17 protein-coding genes are annotated in these 19,769 nt (G+C 74.0%); 10 read left to right on the forward strand and 7 right to left on the reverse strand.

What is annotated here, in order from left to right:
* Positions 1-5 precede the first annotated feature (5 nt).
* Positions 6-869, forward strand: a complete 864-nt coding sequence (locus H5V45_RS18360; protein WP_185254264.1) for a DegV family protein — start codon at positions 6-8, stop codon at positions 867-869.
* Between the two features lie 18 nt (positions 870-887).
* A complete protein-coding gene (locus tag H5V45_RS18365; RefSeq protein ID WP_185254265.1) occupies positions 888-1,097 on the forward strand; it encodes a hypothetical protein in 210 nt (69 codons plus the stop codon).
* A gap of 15 nt (positions 1,098-1,112) precedes the next feature.
* Here the strand turns inward: H5V45_RS18365 and H5V45_RS18370 are convergent, their stop codons facing one another.
* Both H5V45_RS18370 and H5V45_RS18375 read right to left on the reverse strand, forming a co-directional pair.
* On the reverse strand, positions 1,113-2,285 hold the full coding sequence (locus H5V45_RS18370) for a dTMP kinase (RefSeq protein WP_185254266.1): 1,173 nt from the start codon (positions 2,283-2,285) through the stop codon (positions 1,113-1,115).
* A complete protein-coding gene (locus H5V45_RS18375) occupies positions 2,282-3,226 on the reverse strand; it encodes an ATP-grasp domain-containing protein (protein WP_185254267.1) in 945 nt (314 codons plus the stop codon). The genes H5V45_RS18370 and H5V45_RS18375 overlap by 4 nt, the downstream gene beginning before the upstream one ends.
* A gap of 398 nt (positions 3,227-3,624) precedes the next feature.
* Here H5V45_RS18375 and H5V45_RS21585 point away from each other — a divergent pair, with 398 nt between their 5' ends.
* From H5V45_RS21585 to holA, 3 genes are read left to right on the forward strand one after another with little or no spacing between them, the layout of a single operon-like run.
* Positions 3,625-4,605, forward strand: coding sequence for a ComEA family DNA-binding protein (locus H5V45_RS21585; RefSeq protein WP_221634050.1), 981 nt, complete (start codon positions 3,625-3,627; stop codon positions 4,603-4,605).
* Position 4,606: 1 nt separating this feature from the next.
* Entirely contained in the window at positions 4,607-6,958 is a 2,352-nt protein-coding gene (locus tag H5V45_RS18385) for a ComEC/Rec2 family competence protein (protein ID WP_343061621.1), read from the forward strand.
* Positions 6,959-6,993: 35 nt separating this feature from the next.
* Positions 6,994-7,989, forward strand: a complete 996-nt coding sequence (gene holA, locus H5V45_RS18390; protein ID WP_185254268.1) for a DNA polymerase III subunit delta — start codon at positions 6,994-6,996, stop codon at positions 7,987-7,989.
* A gap of 86 nt (positions 7,990-8,075) precedes the next feature.
* On the opposite strand, the gene rpsT is transcribed toward holA, so the two are convergent.
* From rpsT to H5V45_RS18405, 3 genes are all read right to left on the reverse strand, one after another.
* Positions 8,076-8,336, reverse strand: a complete 261-nt coding sequence (gene rpsT, locus H5V45_RS18395; protein WP_185254269.1) for a 30S ribosomal protein S20 — start codon at positions 8,334-8,336, stop codon at positions 8,076-8,078.
* Between the two features lie 146 nt (positions 8,337-8,482).
* Entirely contained in the window at positions 8,483-9,478 is a 996-nt protein-coding gene (locus tag H5V45_RS18400; RefSeq protein ID WP_185254270.1) for a hypothetical protein, read from the reverse strand.
* Complete coding sequence (locus H5V45_RS18405) at positions 9,475-10,422, reverse strand: phosphotransferase family protein (RefSeq protein WP_185254271.1); 948 nt, start codon at positions 10,420-10,422, stop codon at positions 9,475-9,477. Before H5V45_RS18405 ends, H5V45_RS18400 begins: the two co-directional genes overlap by 4 nt.
* 66 nt (positions 10,423-10,488) lie before the next feature.
* Here H5V45_RS18405 and H5V45_RS18410 point away from each other — a divergent pair, with 66 nt between their 5' ends.
* The 4 genes from H5V45_RS18410 (at position 10,489) to H5V45_RS18425 (ending at position 16,803) form a co-directional block, all read left to right on the forward strand.
* Complete coding sequence (locus H5V45_RS18410; protein ID WP_185254272.1) at positions 10,489-12,069, forward strand: glutamate synthase-related protein; 1,581 nt, start codon at positions 10,489-10,491, stop codon at positions 12,067-12,069.
* 39 nt (positions 12,070-12,108) lie between these two features.
* Positions 12,109-13,833, forward strand: a complete 1,725-nt coding sequence (locus H5V45_RS18415) for a thiamine pyrophosphate-dependent enzyme (RefSeq protein ID WP_185254273.1) — start codon at positions 12,109-12,111, stop codon at positions 13,831-13,833.
* Between the two features lie 56 nt (positions 13,834-13,889).
* Entirely contained in the window at positions 13,890-15,770 is a 1,881-nt protein-coding gene (gene lepA / locus H5V45_RS18420; protein ID WP_185254274.1) for a translation elongation factor 4, read from the forward strand.
* 151 nt (positions 15,771-15,921) lie between these two features.
* Positions 15,922-16,803, forward strand: coding sequence for a JmjC domain-containing protein (locus H5V45_RS18425; RefSeq protein WP_185254275.1), 882 nt, complete (start codon positions 15,922-15,924; stop codon positions 16,801-16,803).
* A gap of 27 nt (positions 16,804-16,830) precedes the next feature.
* On the opposite strand, the gene H5V45_RS22760 is transcribed toward H5V45_RS18425, so the two are convergent.
* Positions 16,831-17,877 carry a GNAT family N-acetyltransferase gene (locus H5V45_RS22760; RefSeq protein ID WP_185254276.1) on the reverse strand — a complete coding sequence of 349 codons (1,047 nt, stop codon included), beginning with the start codon at positions 17,875-17,877 and terminating at the stop codon, positions 16,831-16,833.
* Positions 17,878-18,012: 135 nt separating this feature from the next.
* Here H5V45_RS22760 and H5V45_RS18435 point away from each other — a divergent pair, with 135 nt between their 5' ends.
* Complete coding sequence (locus H5V45_RS18435; RefSeq protein ID WP_185254277.1) at positions 18,013-18,945, forward strand: hypothetical protein; 933 nt, start codon at positions 18,013-18,015, stop codon at positions 18,943-18,945.
* Between the two features lie 34 nt (positions 18,946-18,979).
* Here the strand turns inward: H5V45_RS18435 and H5V45_RS18440 are convergent, their stop codons facing one another.
* Complete coding sequence (locus H5V45_RS18440; protein ID WP_185254278.1) at positions 18,980-19,720, reverse strand: hypothetical protein; 741 nt, start codon at positions 19,718-19,720, stop codon at positions 18,980-18,982.
* Between the last annotated feature and the right edge of the window lie 49 nt (positions 19,721-19,769).

The raw sequence follows: 19,769 nt of genomic DNA on the forward strand, positions 1-19,769 counted from the left end.
GCAGCATGCCCAGCGGCCGTCCCGTGATCGTCACCGACTCGACCGCCATGCTCCCCGCGGAGCAGGCGGTCGAGCGGGGGATCGTGGTCGTCCCGCTGCAGGTGGTCATCGGCGCAACGTCGTACGACGAGGGCGCCGACGGCGCGACGCCGGAGCTGGTCGCGGCCGCCCTCAAGGAGTGGACGCCGGTCAGCACGTCGCGGCCGACGCCGGCCGCGCTGCTCGAGGTCTACGAGCGGGCCGCGGCGGACGGGGCGACCTCGGTCGTCTCGATCCACCTCTCCGGCGACATGAGCGGGACGTTCGAGTCCGCCCAGGTCGCCGCGCGCGAGGCCTCGATCCCGGTCGTCGCGATCGACAGCCGCCAGGTGGGGGTCGCGACGGGGTACGCCGCGCTGGCCGCCGCCGACGTGCTCGACGCGGGAGGCTCCGCCGAGGAGGCCGCCGACGCCGCCCGGGCGCGGGCGGCAGCGAGCTCGTCGCTGTTCTACGTCGACACGCTGGAGTACCTCCGTCGCGGGGGCCGGATCGGCGCGGCCGCGGCCCTTTTCGGCGGCGCGCTCGCGGTCAAGCCGCTGCTGCAGATCGAGGACGGCCGGGTCGCCACGCTGGAGAAGGTGCGCACCGCGGCCAAGGCGCTGGCGCGGCTCGAGGAGCTGGCCGTGCAGGCGGCCGGCGACCAGCAGGTCGACCTCAGCGTCGCCCACCTCGCCAGCCCCGACCGGGCCGCGCACCTCGTGGAGAGGCTGACCGAGCGGCTGGCCGACAACCTCGACGGCCGGGCGCCGTGGTGCGGCGAGCTCGGCCCGGTGCTCGGCGCGCACGTCGGTCCGGGCATGCTCGCGGTCTGCATCGCGCCGCGCCTCTGACAGGCGCATGATGGAGCCATGCAGCAGCACCGCGAGGACACCGCGCTCGTCATCGGGTCGACGCTGGCGCTGTTCGTCCTGATGCTGGCCGCCACGGCGGCCGTGACCTGGACGGCCGGCTGGCTCGGCGCCGGCGACGACGTGGTCCCCCCGCTCGCGCTGGGCGGCGTCCTGCTGGGCGTCATCCTCAGCGTCCGCTACCTGGTGCGGCAGCGGCCGCCGGGCTGATCCGGCGGCGGTGGGTCAGACGGAGCGCCAGGTCGCCCGGGCGATCTCGGCGGCCACCTGCTCGAGCGGCTGCGCGCCGTCGACACGGGTGACGCCCAGAGCGGCCCAGGTGGCGTCGTACCCCTGCGCGTGGCCGGCGAGCTGCTCGGGCGTGCCGGGCCACGGCTTCCGGGCGGCCGCGGCGTCGCTGCCGACCGCGAGGTAGAACGCCGCCAGTGGCCGCGGCGAGAGCAGCCGGACGAGTCCGATGCCGATCGAGCGGCCGAGGCCGGGCGGGTAGTCCGTCGTCAGCTGGACGGCGGTGTCGAGCACGTAGCGGTCGCAGATGACCAGGCGACCGGCCAGCGTGTGGCGGCGCACGCTGCGCACGTGCGCGATCGCGTTGGCGAGCGCGACGACCACGACCCACAGGTTGCGGGCGCCGCGCGGCGTGCTGGCCGCCGAGCCCCCGACCGACTCGGGAGCACCGGCGTCGTGCGGATCCGGGGTGGGGGAGCCCCGACGGACCAGGCGCTTGAGGGGGCGCGCGACGGCGTCGAGCCAGCGGTCGTGCGAGACGCGGTTCCACTCGACGGCGACGTCGAAGCCGGCGGCCTCGAGGGTGTCGCGGAGCCGGGTCGCCTGGGTGGACTTGCCGGAGCCGTCGACGCCGGACAGGGCGATCACGCCGGCCTGGCGGACCCGCGTCACGCGGCCGCGGAGCCGGCGGGGGAGCGGCGCCGGCCCCGGGGCTCCGGCGAGCGCAGCGGCGAGGCCGTCCAGGTCGGCTGCGCCGTCGGGGTCCGCACGGCGACGCGCCTCGTCCCAGACCGCGCGCGGCGCCGCCGGTGCGGTGGCGCGGGAGCGGCGCGACGGCGTGAGGCGACGGTCGGCGGCGTGGTCGCCGGCGAGCAGGAGCAGGGCGTCGGCCGGGTCGGGCAGGCAGAGGTGGGTACGGCCCGGCAGCGGCGTCGCGCGGGCCAGCAGGTCGGGGTCGTCCAGCTCCTGGAGGTCGACGAGCTCCAGCGGCTCGAAGGCGGCCCACGTGGAGCCGCGCCGCTCGTAGCCGTCCTGCTCCAGGGCCCGAGCCAGCGCCCGCAGGGTCGCGGGCGGGCCGGCCAGGTCGAGGTCCCGACCCTCCGGGGGCAGGGCGCCGGTCACGACGACCCGACCCGGTGCGGCGTCGTCGAGCAGGGCGAGCGCCCTCACCGGTCGCGCACCGACCGGAACAGCGTGCGCAGGTAGGACATGCTCGGCTTGGGGTCGCGCAGGCTCCACACCGAGTGGGTGGCCCGCCAGGACTTCACCAGGGGGCCCAGCACGTCGCGACCGGAGCGCCAGCCGCGGCGGACGTCGCCGTACAACCACTGGTAGCGGACCCCTGCCTCGGCCGCGGGCGCGATCACGTCCTCCCCGATCGACGAGGTCGCCCAGACCGCGGCCAGGTCGACGCCGGCGGCGGAGGCGAGCGCCATCGAGCCGTAGCAGCGACCGTTGACGTCGATGAGCAAGGGGCCGCGCCGGGTCTCGAGGAACTGGGCCTCGGCGAGCCCGCGCCAGCCGATCGAGTCGAGGAAGCCGGCGAGCTGCTCGACGAGCACCGGGTCGGTCTCGACGGTCTCGGCGCTGACGCTGATCCCGGCCTCGGGCGGCCACAGGCCGGTCGCCTGCTGCTGCACGGCCGCGAGCACCCGGGCGTCGTCACCGAGCACCAGCGAGACCGCGATCAGCCGGCCGTCGCAGTGCTCCTGGAGGATCGGCTCGGCGCCGCTGGCGCGCATCGCGTCGGCGGCCGCGCGCAGCTCGGCGGGGTCGTCGGAGACGAGGGTCTCGGAGCGCAGCAGCGCGTGCGAGCGCGACTTGAGGACCATGGTCGCGGTGACGGTGTCGATCTCCTCGTCGGTGGCCGGCCGGGTGCGGGGCACACCGAGGCCCACGCGGGCCGCGGCCTCGGTCATGGCGAGCTTGTCGAGGATGCAGCGGACCGACTCACGGGTGCCGTACGGCACCACGCACGGGATGTCGTCGCGGGCCTCCGAGAGCGCCAGCAGCTCGGCGTCACCCCCGGGCAGGACCACGTCGTAGCCGCCGGCGGTGACGGCGGAGGTCACGGAGGCGACGACGTCCTCGCCGAGCTCGTGCCACTCCACCGCGTGCTTCGAGGCGCCGACGAGCGTGTGCCGCGTGGGCGTGCAGACGCCGACGTGCCAGCCGAAGTCGGCCAGGGAGCGGACGGCGGCCAGCAGCCCCCGCGAGTCGTCGCTGCCGACGACCAGGACGCTGCCGGCCGAGGGGAGGGGACGTCGCGCGTGCGTGGCGGGGCGGCGTGCGTCGAACCGCTGGCCTCGTGCAGGACCGATGGCAATCCTCCTGTGGCGCGCGCGGGGTCGGGCACTCGAAAATTTAGCAGGGCCCGGGTGGCGGGCGGCTGCGTCGCCCGGTTGCTGGCGGCCCGTCGTCCGTCCACAGGCAGGCCCGCGGGCCCGGTCCTCCACAGCCCTCCGGTCGTGGCGGGCGGCCGGGGCCGCGGATTCCTAGGTTGGCCGGCATGCGTCCTCGTCGTCCCAGCACCGAGCACCAGGAAGCCGTGTCCCGTCGGCTCGCCCTGCTGAGCGCCGAGCTGGCCGCCGCCCGACCGGCACCGCCGGGTGCGGGACCGGACGAGCCCCGGGCGGAGGCGGGACACCCGCAGCCGGACTGGTCGGACGGGCACACGCGGGTCCCGCCGGGCCGTGCGCCCGTGCCGATGTGGTCACCGCCGGAGCCGCCACCGGCACCGGGAGCCGTGACCGGTCCGGCGGACGAGGCGCCGCTCGTGCCGGTGCCCGGACGGCACGCGTCCCGCCGCGCCGGCCGGGTGGTGGCGGGTCTGGTGCCGGAGACGATGCGCGGCCGGGTGCTGCTCGGGCCCGCGCAGGTGACGGTGGTCGCGTTGCTGGTCGCGGCGGCCCTGGTGGTGACCTGCTGGTGGCTGGTGCGGGGCGACGCGCGCGAGGTCGAGGCGCCACGTGTGGTCGCGACGACCGGCGCACCGCTGGCTCCGCTCTCCCCGGCGGCCGGTGAGGCGTCCGGCACCGGCACCGCCGGCGCGGTGGCGACCGGGACCGTCACGGTGGACGTGGCCGGCCGGGTGCGGCACCCCGGCATCGCGGTGCTCGACGCCGGCTCCCGGGTGGTCGACGCGCTGGAGGCGGCAGGGGGCGCCCGACCCGGGGTCGATCTCGTCGGGCTGAACCTGGCCCGGGTGCTCGTCGACGGCGAGCAGATCCTGGTCGGGGCCCCGGCACCGGCGGGGGTGGCCGCGTCGGCCGTGCCGTCCGCGGGTGCCGCGCCCGTTGCCCTGGTCAACCTCAACACCGCCTCGGAGACCGACCTGGAGGGGCTCCCGGAGGTGGGCCCCGTCACCGCCCAGGCGATCATCGCGTGGCGCACCGAGCACGGCGGGTTCAGCGCGGTCGACGAGCTGCTCGAGGTCGACGGGATCGGCGACGCCACGCTCGGGCAGCTCGCGCCGTACGTCACCGTCTGAGGTGCCCCGGCCCGACGACGACGGCGCGACCGTCGACCTCCGGATGCCGCTGCTGGCGCTCGCGGCGTGGCTGGGCGCGCTGGTGGCCCACGGCCTGGGCGCGGTCGGCCTGTGGGTGGCGGCCGCGGTGCCCGTGGCGGCGGGTGCCGGGCTGCGTCGCCGTCGGGGAGCGGGCCGGGCGACGGAGCAGGGATCATCGGCCGCCCCGGCCGTCCCGGCCGCCGCGGCCGTGGCGGCGCTGGTGCTGGCGGTGTCGGGTGCGGTGACCCTGGTCCACGAGGCACGGGTGGCCCACAACCCGGTGGCCCGGCTGGCCCTCGACGGTGCGGTCGCGACCGTCGAGGGCGTGGTCACCAGCGACCCGCGCACGGTGGCGGGTCGCTTCGGCGACCGGGTCCTGGTGCGGCTCGACGTCCGGACGGTGACGGGCCGGGGCCGCACCCACGCGCTGTCGACGCCGGTCGTGCTCATCGGCGGCGACGCGTGGCGGCAGGTGCCGCTCGGCAGCCGGGTCCGGACGAGCGGGCTGCTTCGTCCCTCCGACGGCTCCGACGCGGCCGCGCTCCTGCTGGCGCGCGGCGACCCGGTGCGGGTCGCCCGACCACACCCGGGGTGGCGGGCGGCCGCGGCCGTCCGCTCCTCGCTGCGGCGGTCGGTCGCCCACCTGCCGGACGACCAGCGGGCGCTCGTGCCGGCCCTCGTCGACGGCGACGACACCCGGGTGGACGAGGACCTGGCCGACGACTTCCGGGTCACCGGGCTCACGCACCTGCTGGCCGTGTCCGGCACCAACCTCACCCTGCTCGTCGGCTTCCTGCTCGTCCTGGCGCGATGGGTCGGGGTGCGCGGCCGCTGGCTGCACCTGGTCGGAGCGCTCGGCATCGCCGGGTTCGTGCTCCTGGCCCGCACCGAGCCCAGCGTGGTCCGGGCCGCGGTGATGGGTGCGGTGGCGCTGCTCGGCCTCGGTCGCAACGGCCGGCAGCGCGGCACCCGCGGCCTCGGCGTCGCGGTGGTCGTGCTCCTGCTCGTCCAGCCCGGGCTCGCGGTCTCGGTCGGCTTCGCCCTCTCGGCGCTCGCCACCGGCGGCATCCTGCTGCTGGGGCCGCCGTGGCGCGACGCCCTGGCGCGCTGGCTGCCGCGTTGGGTGGCCGAGGCGATCGCCGTGCCGGCCACCGCCCAGCTCGCGTGCACGCCGCTGGTCGCGGCGATCTCGGGCCAGGTCAGCCTGGTCGCCGTCGCGGCCAACCTGGCCGCCGCGCCGGTCGTCGGCCCGGCGACCGTCCTGGGGCTGGCGGCCGGGCTCCTGGGGCTCGTGTCCGACGCCGTCGGCCGGGTCGCGGGGACCGTGGCCGGTTGGTGCGTGGCCTGGCTGGTGTCGGTCGCCCGCCACGGCGCCGCCCTGCCCAGCGCGGCCCTCGACTGGGGGACCGGGATGGTCCCGCTCGCGGTGCTGACCGTGCTGACCGTGGTGGTGGCGCTGGTCGGGCCCCGGCTGCTGGCCCGGCCGACGACCGGGCTGGCGAGCGGCGCCGTGCTCCTGCTGGCGGTGCTGGTGCGTCCGCCCGTGCCCGGCTGGCCACCGGACGGCTGGGTGATGGTGGCCTGCGACGTCGGGCAGGGCGACGCCCTGGTGCTCCGCGCCGGCCCGCACACCGGGGTGGTGGTCGATGCCGGGCCCGACCCGGGAGCGGTCGACGACTGCCTGCGCCGCCTCGAGGTGACCCGGGTGCCGCTGCTCGTGCTGACCCATTTCCACGCCGACCACGTCGACGGCATCGACGGGGTCCTGCACGGCCGGGCGGTCGGTGCGGTCGAGACGACGCGGCTGCAGGACCCGCCGCAGGGCGTCCGCGAGGTGGCCGCGGCCACGGCGGCGGACGGCCTGGCGGCTCGCCCGGCGACGTACGCCGCCACCCGGACGATCGGCGACGTCACCCTGCAGGTGCTGTGGCCGACATCCGACTCCCCGACGGTCGGGCCGGGCGACGGGTCGACCGCCAACGAGGCCTCGGTGGTCCTGCTGGCCGAGGTCCGCGGCGTGCGGATCCTGCTCAGCGGGGACATCGAGCCCGAGGGGCAGGAGGCCCTCGCGCGCTCCCTGCCCGGGCTGCGGGTGGACGTGCTGAAGGTGCCGCACCACGGCAGCCGCTACCAGGACCTCGACTTCCTGCTGTCCCTCGGCGCCCGGGTCGCGCTCGTGTCCGTCGGCGCCGACAACGACTACGGCCACCCGTCCGCGGACACCCTGGTCCCGCTCGAGGCGACCGGCGCCCGGGTGCTCCGCACCGACCTCGACGGCGACCTCGTCGTGGTCGAGCGCGACGGGCACCTCGGCACCGTCACCGGGCGCTGAGGGCTGTCGGCCCGCTGTGGGAGGCTGTCCGCACCATGGCCGGCCCCTCCGCACCCCCTCGCGCAGCAGACGTCCTCGGTCGGGTCACCCTGGTGACCGGCAAGGAGGAGTTCCTCAACGAGCGCACCGTCGTCGCGGTCCGCGACGCGGTCCGGGCGCACGACCCCGACGCCGAGATGGCGGAGAGTCCAGCCGCCGACCTGACGCTCGCGACGCTGGGGGAGATGTCGGCGGCCTCGCTCTTCTCGAGCATCCGCTGCGTGGTGGTCCGCAACCTCGAGCACCTGCCCGAGGAGTCGGTGGCCGGGCTGCTCGACTACTGCGCCGAGCCCGTCGAGGACGTCGCGCTGGTGCTCGTGCACGGTGGCGGCGCCAAGGGCAGCGGGGTGCTGGCCAAGCTGCGCAAGCTGAAGACCGTCACCGACGCCCGCTCGGGCGAGCTGAAGGCCTCGGAGTTCCCGTCGTTCGTGGCGGCCGAGGTGCGCCGCCACGGCTCGAGCATCGACGGGGAGGCCGCGACCTTCCTGGTCACCGCCGTCGGGCAGGACCTCCGCTCGCTGGCGGCCGCCGCCCACCAGCTCACCAACGACTTCCTGGGGGAGTCGCTGACGGTCGAGCGGGTCAAGCAGTACTTCGGCGGCCGGGCCGAGGCCAAGTCCTTCGCCGTCGCGGACGCGGCCTTCTGGGGGCGGCGCGAGGCCGCCCTGGAGGAGCTGCGCTGGGCGCTCGACGCCGGTACGGCGTCGGTACTGGTCACCTCCGCCTTCGCGGGCAGCGCCCGGGGCGTCGCCCGCTACCGCTCCGCGCCGCGCGGGATGCGCGAGGCCGACCTGGCCCGCGAGGTCGGCGTGCCGCCGTGGAAGCTCCGCACGATCCGCGACCAGGCCCGGGGCTGGTCCGACGGCGGCATCGCCCGCGCGATCCGTGCGGTCGCCCAGGCCGACGCCGACATCAAGGGGGCGGCCAGCGACGCGTCGTACACCCTGGAGCGGCTGGTCCTCACGGTCACCGGGCTGCGCGAGTCACGCTGAGGGCCTCGGCCGCCCGACCCGGCCGGCGCGTCCGGGCACGCAAAAAGGCGCCGCCCCGAGGGGACGGCGCCTGGAAGCGAGGGGCCTCAGAGAGAGGCGGCCTTCTTGGCGATCGCCGACTTGCGGTTGGCGGCCTGGTTCTTGTGGATGACGCCCTTGGACGCAGCCTTGTCGAGCTTGCGGGCGGCAACGCGCCCGGCCTCGACGGCCTGGTCCTTGTCGCCGGTCTCGGCCAGCTCGCGGAACTTGCGCACGGCGGACTTGAGGCCCGTCTTGACGGCCTTGTTCCGCTCGTGGGCCTGCTCGTTCTGCCGGTTGCGCTTGATCTGGGACTTGATGTTCGCCACTACTGCGCCTTCGTCGTAGGTGTGGGGTGCTGCTCAGGAAGTTCTGGTGCTGTCCGCGACCCTGCCCACCAGGTGGTGCCGGGCGCCGGACACGCGACGGGAAAGATTAGCAGTGGCCGGCTCGGCGCCCCAAATCACGGTCCGGCTCACGAGGGGTCGTGCCCCAGGCGCCGGGCCGCCGCTCCCAGGAAGCGCGCGGACTCGGTCCGGCGGAAGGCCCGGAGGCTCGGCAGGTTGAGGTCGACCGCGGTGTGCGCCCGCCACGCCAGGTGCACCCCGACCCCCACGAGCCAGGACGTCACGAGCTCGTCGCCGGCGCGCGCCAGGGCCGGGGAGGCCGCCAGGGAGGCGTCGAACCACGGCCGGTCGACGCGCTCGAGCCGCGCGAGCAGCGGGTCCAGCCAGTCCGGGCCGACCCCGAAGGCGCCCCAGTCGAGGAACACCAGCTCGCCGGACGGCCGCTGCAGCAGGTTGTCGTTGCGGATGTCCCAGTGGACCGCCCGGTCCCGGGGCTGCTCGAGCAGGTCGAGGAGTCCCGCCCGGAGGTCGTCGCGGTGCGCGCCGACCCAGGAGGGCAGCAGGTCGGCCGGGACGTCGCCGACGCGGTCCACGGCGTCCAGCCAGCCCCCGAGGACCTCGCCGAGGTCGACCGGCCCCGGACGGTAGAGCGGCGGGACCGACGGGTCCGCGACGGCCGGGACGGCCGGGGCGGTGGGCAGCCGCTCGCGCATCACCCGGCCCAGGTCGTCGGTCGCGTGCAGCAGCGCGTCCATGACCGCGTCGTCCGCGAGGTCGGGGTGGGTGCCCTCGACGTCCTCGAGCAGCAGCGCGACCCAGTCGCCGTCGTCGTACGACGTCAGCAGCCCGGCCCACGACGGGTGCTCGCCGAGGAGGCTGAGCGCGTCGACCTCGCGGCGGAACAGGCCCGGGGTGTCGGGGTTGAGGTCCGTGCCGACCGCCTTGACGAAGGCCCGGGAGCCGTCGGCGCAGGTCAGGCGCGTCGCGCACCCGGGAGACATCCCACCGACCTGCTCGCTGGCCCGCACCACGGGCGAGCCCAGGGCCTCGTCGACCCAGGCGCGCACGCGGGCGGGCACCGCGGCGTACGGTGCGCGCACGCCGACGGCGCGAGGGGCGCTCACACCCAGCCCCGCCGCTCGGCCAGCCACTCCCACAGCACCTCGCCCTGCCAGCGCTGGGCGCTGCGCAGGTGGGGGGACGTGGGCGGCACCGGCTCGTCGGCCTGGCGGAGGAAGTAGCCAGCGAGCAGGGCGAGGACGACGTCCACGTGCTCGGTGGGGACGTCCCGCGTGAGACGGCGGGCGGCCAGGACGGCCTCCACGTCGAGGCCGTCGCCACGGGGGCCGATCATCAGCAGCACGGTGTCCAGCCAGGCCGCCCCGCGGCACGGGAAGTTCCAGTCGCAGAGCAGGGCGGTCCCGTCGGGACGCAGCAGGATGTTGTCGTCGCGCACGTCGGTGTGGACCAGGGTGTCGCCGGCGCAGACGTCCGCGAACCGGGCCGCCAGGGCGGCCGCCTCGGCGATGTGGACGGCGTCGAGGTCGGGGCGGGTCGAGCGGACGTGCTCCCAGTAGCCGGGGAAGTCCGCGAAGTCCTGGGTGAAGTCATCGGTCGTGACGGCCTGCGGCGCCGGGGTCAGGGTGTCGGCGACCCGCTCGAGCAGGTCGAGGGACGCGTCGAGGTCCGCGGACCGCCACGGTCGGCGCGGCTGGCGGGACTCCACGTGCTCGAGCCCCAGCACGACCCAGTCGTCGGCGTCGTACGACCACAGCAGGCGGGCCGCAGGCACGTCAGGGGGGAGTGCCGTGAGCTTCCGGGCCTCCTCGCGGTAGGCCTGCGCGAACGCGCGCTGCGCCTTGGTCGAGGCCGCCTTCACGAAGTAGCGCGACCCGTCCTCGCAGGTCAGCACCGAGGCGAAGCCCGGGGTGAAGCCGGCGCCCTGCGAGACCGCGTCGACCACGGGGGAGCCGCAGCGGTCCGCGACCAGCCGGCGCACGTGCGGGGGGAGGAAGCTCCACTGGAGGCGTCGGGCCGTCTTGCCGTGCGGGATCGTCGAGGGGATCACCGGCCCATCCTGTCCCACGGGTCACGGTCAGGCGAATGGCAGCGACGGGGTGGTAGAACCGACGACGTGCTGCGCTTCTTCGTGCTGGGTCTCCTCGTCGTGCTCGGTGCGTTCGCCGCCCTGGCCGCCTCGATCGGGGGTCCGGGCTGGTGGGGGCTGCTGGTCCTGCTCGCGCTGCTGCTGCTCCTCGGGGTGTACGACGTCGTGCAGAAGAAGCACGCGATCCTGCGCAACTACCCCGTCCTCGGGCACATGCGCTACCTGCTCGAGGGCATCCGCCCGGAGCTGCAGCAGTACTTCATCGAGCGGAACTTCGACGGCCGGCCCTTCGACCGCGACACCCGCTCCTCGGTCTACCAGCGCGCCAAGGGGATCAAGGGGGAGCAGCCGTTCGGCACCGAGCGGGACCTGTACGCCGTCGGCTACGAGTACCTCCTGCACTCCACGGTCCCGGTCGAGCCGATGAAGGAGCCGCCGCGCATCCGGATCGGCGGCCCCGGCTGCACGCAGCCCTACGACATGGCCCTGCTGAACGTCTCGGCCATGAGCTTCGGGTCCCTGTCGGCCAACGCGATCACCGCGCTCAACCGGGGAGCGGCGCAGGGCGGCTTCGCCCACGACACCGGGGAGGGGGCGATCAGCCCCTACCACCGCAACGGGGGCGACCTGGTCTGGGAGATCGGCTCGGGCTACTTCGGCGCCCGCACGAAGGACGGCGGGTTCGACGAGCAGGCGTTCGCCGAGAAGGCCGCCGACGACCAGGTCAAGATGGTCAGCCTCAAGCTGAGCCAGGGCGCCAAGCCCGGCATCGGGGGCGTCCTGCCGGGCGCCAAGGTGACCCAGGAGATCGCCGAGACCCGGGACGTCCCGCAGGGCAAGACCGTGATCTCCCCGGCGTACCACCAGGTCTTCTCGACGCCGCGGGAGCTCGTCCAGTTCCTCGGCCACTTCCGCGAGCTGGCGGGCGGGAAGCCGGCCGGCTTCAAGCTGTGCCTGGGCTCGCGCACCGACTTCCTGGCGATCTGCAAGGCGATGGTCGAGGAGGACGTCACGCCGGACTTCATCGTGGTCGACGGCGCCGAGGGCGGCACCGGTGCGGCCCCGCTGGAGTACGAGGACCACGTCGGCATGCCGCTGACCGAGGGCCTGATGAGCGTCCACAACGCGCTGGTCGGCGCCGGGCTCCGCGACCGCGTCAAGATCGGTGCGAGCGGCAAGGTCGCGACCGGGATCGACGTGGTCAAGCGGCTGGTCCAGGGCGCCGACTACACCAACTCCGCCCGGGCGATGATGATGGCCGTGGGCTGCATCCAGGCCCAGACCTGCCACACGAACACCTGCCCGGTCGGCGTCGCGACCCAGGACCCGCGGCGGATGCGCGCCCTCGACGTGCCGGACAAGACCGAGCGGGTCGCGCGCTACCAGCAGGCAACCGTCGAGCAGGCGATGCAGGTCATCGCGTCGATGGGCCTGCACTCCTTCGACGAGCTGCGCCCGCACATGCTGCGCCGCCGCACCGACCCCGGCACGATCCGGTCCTACGCCGAGATGTTCGAGCACCTCGCCCCCGGCCAGCTGCTGCGCGACCCGCCCGCATCGTGGGAACGCGACTGGGTACGAGCCGACCCCGACCGCTTCCGCCCGTGACCGCCCCCGGACGGCTCCCGACGCCCTGACAGGACCTCCATGCCCACCGTTGCCGAACTCCTGATCGAGACCCTCGCCGAGCACGGCGTGACCCAGGTGTGGGGCGTGGTGGGCGACGCGCTGAACCCGGTGACCGACGCGATCCGCCGCGAGGACCGCATCGAGTGGATCGGGGTGCGCCACGAGGAGGTCGGCGCCTTCGCCGCCAGCGCCCAGGCCCAGCTCACCGACCGCTTGGCCGTCTGCATGGGCACCGTCGGCCCCGGCGCGATCCACCTGCTCAACGGTCTGTACGACGCCAAGAAGTCGCACGCGCCGGTGCTCGCGATCTGCGGGCAGGTCCCACGTGAGGACATCGGCAGCGACTTCTTCCAGGAGGTCGACAACGACGCGCTCTTCGCCGACGTCGCGGTCTTCAACCGGACCGTCACCAGCATCGACCAGCTGCCGGGCCTCATCGAGCAGGCCGGCAACGCCGCCCTGCAGCACCGCGGGGTCGCGGTGCTCACGCTGCCGGGCGACGTCGGCGGGCTGGACCTGCCGAAGCACACGCCGGTGCCCCGTCTGGTCGCCGAGCTCCCGCAGGTCACGCCGAGCGACGAGTCGCTCCGGGCGGCGGCCGACGCGATCAACGACGGCGACAAGGTCACGCTGCTCGTCGGCCAGGGGGCCCGCCACGCCCGGGCGGAGGTGCTCCGCCTCGCCGAGCTGCTGCGGGCGCCGATGGTGCTGACGCTCAAGGCCAAGGAGGGGCTCGAGGACGACAACCCCTTCGAGGTCGGCCAGTCCGGGCTGCTGGGCAACCACGCGACCAAGGTCGCCTTCGACGGGTGCGACGTGCTCGTGCTCGTCGGCACCGACTTCCCCTACCGCGACTTCCTCCCGACCGGGAAGACCGTCGTCCAGCTCGACCTGCGCGGCACCCACATCGGCCGTCGCACCCCCGTCGACCACGCACTCGTCGGCGACGCGCAGCGGGGTCTGGCCGCGCTGCTGCCGATGCTCGAGCCGAAGACCGACGACGGCCTGCTGACCGACGCGCGCTCGTCGTACGAAGCCTGGCGCGAGCGCCAGCAGCAGTTCGTCGACCCCGACTACGACCGGAAGCCCAAGGGCCTGCTCCGCCGCAAGGTGGACAACCCGGAGTCGCGGATCCGCCCCGAGCTCCTCGCCGCGGCGGTGGACCGCCACGCGGCGTCCGACGCGGTCTTCACGACCGACACCGGCATGTCGACGGTCTGGCTGAGCCGCTTCGTCCGGATGACGGGGACCCGCCGCCTGATCGGCTCCTACAACCTGGGCTCGATGGCCAACGCCCTGCCGCAGGCGCTGGGCGCCTCCGGCCTCGACCGGCGCCGCCAGGTCGTCGCGTTCTGCGGCGACGGCGGGCTCTCGATGCTGATGGGCGACCTCATCACCGCCGTCAGCCACGACCTGCCGGTCAAGCTCGTGGTCTTCGACAACGGGCGTCTCGGGATGGTCAAGCTGGAGATGGAGCAGGTCGGCCTGCCCGAGTTCGGCACGGTCCTGCACAACCCGGACTTCGCGAAGGTCGCCGAGGCGGTCGGGATGCGCGGGATCCGGGTCGAGGACCCCCACGACGTGGACGCGGCCGTGCGCGAGGCGCTGGCCCACGACGGCCCGGTGCTCGTGGACGTCCTCACCAACCCGGACGAGATCGCGCTCCCGCCGAAGCCCACGCTCGAGCAGGGCTGGGGATTCGCCATCGCCAAGAGCCGGGAGTTCGTCGCCAGTGCGGAGTGAGTGGAAGAATGAGGGCGTCCACCCGCATTCCTGAGCAATCCTGACGAGAGCAGTTCGTGGCCACCTCCTCGACCACCACGCCCCGCCCGGGCTACACCGATCCCGCGATCATCCGGAACTTCTGCATCATCGCGCACATCGACCACGGCAAGTCGACGCTCGCCGACCGGATGCTGCAGCTCACCGGTGTCGTCGACGAGCGCGCCGCCCGGGCGCAGTACCTCGACCGGATGGACATCGAGCGCGAGCGCGGCATCACGATCAAGAGCCAGGCCGTCCGGATGCCCTGGACCGTGCCGGCCGACAACGACGAGGGTGCCGAGCCCGGCAGCTACGTCCTCAACATGATCGACACGCCCGGCCACGTCGACTTCACCTACGAGGTCTCCCGCTCGCTCGAGGCGTGCGAGGCAGCGGTCCTGCTGGTCGACGCCGCCCAGGGCATCGAGGCGCAGACGCTGGCCAACCTCTACCTCGCGCTCGGCGCCGACCTCCACATCATCCCGGTGCTCAACAAGATCGACCTGCCGTCCGCCCAGCCGGAGAAGTACGCCGCCGAGCTGGCCGGCATCATCGGCTGCGACCCCTCCGACGTGCTGCAGACCTCGGCCAAGACCGGGCTCGGCGTCGAGGCGCTGCTCAACGAGATCGTCAAGCAGACGCCCGCCCCGGTGGGTGACCCGGACGCCCCCGCACGGGCCCTGATCTTCGACTCCGTCTACGACACCTACCGCGGCGTCGTCACCTACGTCCGCGTCGTCGACGGCAAGCTCAGCCACCGCGACCGGATCAAGATGATGTCCAACGGCGTCGTGCACGAGATGCTCGAGGTCGGCGTGATCAGCCCCGAGCCGGTCAAGGCCACCGAGATCGGCGTCGGCGAGGTCGGCTACCTCATCACCGGGGTGAAGGACGTCCGCCAGTCGCGGGTGGGTGACACCGTCACCAGCCAGCACCACGGCGCGACCGAGCCGCTCGGCGGCTACAAGCACCCGAACCCGATGGTCTACTCCGGGCTCTACCCGATCGACGGCGACGACTACCCGACCCTGCGCGACGCCCTCGAGCGCCTGCAGCTCAACGACGCGGCGCTGGCCTACGAGCCGGAGACCTCGGGCGCCCTGGGCTTCGGCTTCCGGTGCGGCTTCCTCGGGCTCCTGCACATGGAGATCGTGCGCGAGCGGCTCGAGCGCGAGTTCAACCTCGACCTCATCTCGACCGCGCCCAACGTGGTCTACGAGGTCACCATGGAGGACGGCACCGTCCACGAGGTGACCAACCCCAGCGAGTACCCCGACGGCAAGATCCGCGAGGTCCGCGAGCCGATGGTCCGCGCCACGATCCTGTCGCCGTCCGACTTCATCGGCGTGATCATGGAGCTGTGCCAGACCAAGCGCGGCCAGCTCCAGGGCATGGACTACCTGTCCGAGGACCGCGTCGAGATGCGCTACATGCTGCCGATGGGCGAGATCGTCTTCGACTTCTTCGACCAGCTGAAGTCCAAGACCAAGGGCTACGCCTCGCTCGACTACGAGCGGCAGGGCGACCAGGCCGCCGACCTCGTGAAGGTCGACATCCTGCTCCACGGCGAGCCGGTCGACGCGTTCTCCGCGATCGTGCACCGCGAGGCGGCCTACTCCTACGGCGTGATGCTGGCCGGCAAGCTCAAGGACCTCATCCCGCGCCAGCAGTTCGAGGTGCCGATCCAGGCCGCCATCGGCGCGCGCGTCATCGCCCGCGAGACCATCCGCGCGATCCGCAAGGACGTGCTCGCCAAGTGCTACGGCGGTGACATCACCCGCAAGCGCAAGCTCCTCGAGAAGCAGAAGGAGGGCAAGAAGCGGATGAAGATGGTCGGTCGGGTCGAGGTCCCGCAGGAGGCCTTCATCGCTGCCCTCTCGACCAGTGCGCCTACCGAGAAGGCCGGCAAGAAGTAGTCCCGCGTCACTTCCGCCCCACTCGTTCGTTTAGCCAGGAGCACCAGCGGGCACACACCCTGCAGGTACGCTGCAAGCGCGGGATCTCGGCTCGTGCAGTTCCGTACAGCCGAGGGTCCATGGGGGGACCCGCCAACACGTCGGGGGATCGATGACCACCACACCGCACCGGACCATCGGGCCGCAGCTCGACCACGCCTTCGTGGAGCGACTCGCCGCCCGCAGGCCCACGCGCTTCCAGCACAACCTCCCGGGGCACCCGCTGCTGAGTCTCGACGAGATCGCGCGCCTGGGGGAGGAGCTGCCGCCCGCCTCGGTGTCGGTCGAGGTCGGCGAGAAGCCGATCGCCGCCGGCGCGGCCGAGGGCGTGGCCGTCCAGGTCGACGACATCGGCGCCGCGATCCGGAACATCGCGACCACGAGCTCGTGGTTCACGCTGCTCCACATCCACCAGGTCGACCGCTACCAGCTGCTGGTCGACGAGATCATCGACGGGCTCGCCGCGACCAGCGGCCTGTCGCCCGCCAGCCTGCGCCGCCGGATGGGCTTCCTCTTCGCGAGCTCGCCGCGCGCGGTCACCGCGGCGCACTTCGACATCGAGCACAGCTTCTGCATGCAGCTCCAGGGCACCCGCACGCTCGGCTTCGGCAAGTGGGCCGACGACGACGAGCGGGCCAAGGACGTCCGGGACTACTGGAACGGCGACTTCGGCCGCTTCCACACGATGCCCGCGACCACCGACGAGTTCGAGATCGGCCCCGGCGACGGCTGCTACATCCCGCCGTGGACCCCGCACTGGATCACCAACCACGACGAGACCTCGCTCTCGATGACCGTCACCTTCTTCAACGACGACAACGAGGACGAGTCGCTCGTCCAGGCCTTCAACACCAAGTTCGAGAACCGCGGCCTGCACCCGCGTCGCTACGGCGTCTCGCCGGGTCGCGACCGGGCCAAGGTCCGCTTCATGCGCGCGTACGGCGCCACGAAGCGTCGCCTCGGCATGTCGGACTCCGGCGGCGGCTCGCACTGACGCCTGCCCGCCGGCACCGCGGGGCCGTCAGGTCGAGCGGCGCACGCGGGCGAGCAGGCCCTCGACGTACGGCCGGAGCCGCACCACGCCCCTCCGGGCGCTGACGAGCGCGCGCGCCGGGGCGCCGTGCCCGGCGCGCAGGCGGTGGACGCCGCGCACCTCGTCGGCGAAGGACGCCTTGTAGGCCTCCGCGCCCCGCAGCATGTCGACCTCGCTGAAGCCCGCGGCGACGGCCTCGTCGATGAGTCGCGCCAGCAGCACGGTGGCGGCGCTGCCGTGACGCCGGTCGAGCGACCGCGCGGTCTGGTAGAGGCTGAGCCGGCCGACCGCCTCGAAGGCGATCGACACCGCCACGACCTCGGTCGGCGACTCGAGCACGTCGACGCGGGCCTCGCCCCGCTCCAGGCCGGCGGCCAGGGCCCGCTCGAGTCGGGGCAGCTCGGCGAGGAGCGGGCCGCGTCCCTCGCGGTCGCCCGAGAGCCGGCGGAACGACGCCACGTCGGCCGAGAGAGTCGCTGCCGTCGCACGCCGGTGGACGACGCCGTCCTCCACGAGCCGCCGGTCCGCCTTGCGGGTCGCGCGGCGGAAGTTGGACGAGCGGGTGGACAGGTAGTCCTCACCCGTGGGCGGGAGGGGTTGGTACGGCGCGCTGTCGACCCGCTCGGGCATCAGGCCGAGGGCTGCGCAGAGCCGCGAGTCGTCCGTGAGCCCGGTGAGGTCCAGCACCCGGGTCCCGGACGCGGTGAACCAGCGGGCGACCGCGGTGGCCACGGCGTCCTCGTGCCCGGGCAGGGCGAGCAGGTCGAGGTGGTCGGGGCAGAGCACGCCCTGGCCGGCGAAGCGGAAGCGGGGCACGCCCAGCAGCCGATCACGCACCAACGGCAGCCCGCCGACGAGCTCGCCGTCCTGCTCCACGAGGAGGTGGTGCGCGCGGTCGCCGGCGACGACGTCGAGCCACCAGGCTCGCAGGAAGGGGGAGGGCACCGGGGCGTGGTCGACGAGGGCGTCCCAGGCCGCCGAACGCGGCGCGAGCGCCGTCGTGACGAGCAGTGACGTGCGTCTCGGTTCCCCCACGCTCCGAAGACTAGGTGACGGGAAAGGTTTGCTCGGGGATCCCAGCGGGCACCATCCGCTAGGTATGTTGACATCGTGACTTCCCATCTCGGGACCGGGGACGGTCGCAAGCTGCGAAACCACGAGGGGATCTGCATGAGCAAGGAATCGTCGACCAAGACCGACGGCCAGGCCGAGGAGGCCACGCCCGACGCCGCCGACGAGAAGCAGGCCGAGGGCTCGGAGGCCACGGCCGCCGAGGTCACGCCCACGCCGTCGGGATCCGACGGGCAGGGGACCACCAGCGAGCGGGCGACCGCGATGCGCGCGACGCTCAGCGCTCGCCGCGACGCGGAGTCGCTGCTCGCCGAGGCGAGCGCCCTGCGGCGTACGGCCGCCAACGACGCCGACGCCATGGTCGCCGAGGCGGAGACGCTGGCCGAGCAGCTGCTCGCGGAGAGCAAGCAGTCGGCCGAGAAGACCACCGTCGAGGCGCAGGAGCGCGCCGAGGGCATCGTCGCCCGCGCCCGCACCGAGGCCGCCCAGGTCAAGCAGGACGCCGAGGCCGAGGCCGAGGAGGTCCGCGCGAGCGCGAAGGCCGAGGCCGACGAGCTCCGGGCCAACTCCGACGCCGAGCGCGAGCGGATGCGGGCCGAGGTGACCGAGGAGGTCGAGAAGGCCAGCCGCGCCCAGCTCGAGGAGCTCCAGACGAAGTCCGACATCCTGCTGCGGCAGGTCGAGCTCGGCGTGCACGGACTCGGTCCCGCCCTCGAGGGCGCGATGTCCGTCGTCGGCGACGTCATCGGCTCGCTCGAGAAGCTCCGCAGCGTCACGCCGGGGGAGGCCCCGGACTTCGCCGAGCTCAAGCAGGCGCTCGACGCCGTCGAGATGCCCGAGCCGCGCGCCGGGGACGACGTGATCGTCGGCGAGGCCGAGGCGTCGGACGACCACAGCCCGCGGTCCGGTTCGGCCGAGGTGGCCGTGATGGGCGAGAAGTCGCTGGCGACGGCCGACCGGTCGGACTCACCCCAGGGTGACGACGCCGGCGCCCGCCCCCTGGGCTGGCTGTTCCGCGCCTCGCAGAGCTGAGGCGGGGGTGGCCGGCCGGCCACCCCGCCCCCGGTCAGGACTCGTTGCGGTAGCTGCAGTCCGGGCTGGGGCGCGCCGGGTCGTGCTCGACGGGGTGCACCCGGATCGCCTCGACGACCGTGCCGGGCGGCACCGGGTGGAAGAGCTGCATCCGGATCTGGCGGGTGCCCGGGACGAAGCAGTCCCAGCGACCCGAGACGACGGCGATGAACTTGCCGTCCTTGTCGTTGAGGAACGCCTGCGCGCTGACCTGCGGCGTCCTGGCACCGGTGGTGACGACGTCCGCGACCACGACGGCGCCGACGGAGTTCTTGTCGATGCCGGTCGGCTTCGCCGTGAAGGTCGCGTCGGGCTTGCCGCTCGCCGTCGCCCACGCGACGTCCTGGTAGGCGACGTCGAGCTTCGCGATCGCGTCGGCCGACGAGCCCACGTCGAAGTAGAACCCGAACTTCTCACCGGCGGGCAGGTCCACGACGTCGCAGCAGGTGCCGTCCGTGACGACCGCGGAGGAGGCGACGATGACGTCCTGCTCGTCGCGCGCCGTGATCACGGCGTTCGCGAACCGCAGCGTCCGCTGGCTGGTGTTGCGCACGACGACGGACAGCATCCCGTCCACGACGCCCCACTGCTGGGTGACCAGGATCGGGCCCGCGTCGGGGTCGAACGAGCTGCTCTCGGTCGCGGTCGACGCCTGCTCGCCCGACATCTGCGCCGAGATCTGCGAGCATCCCGAGAGCATGACTGTGGCCGCGAGCACCCCCATGAGCCAGCGCATGGTCCCCCCGTTGTTCTCGTCCGGCACGCCGTGTCACCCCCTATCGTAG

Source organism: Nocardioides luti, assembly GCF_014212315.1.
GTDB lineage: Bacteria > Actinomycetota > Actinomycetes > Propionibacteriales > Nocardioidaceae > Nocardioides > Nocardioides luti.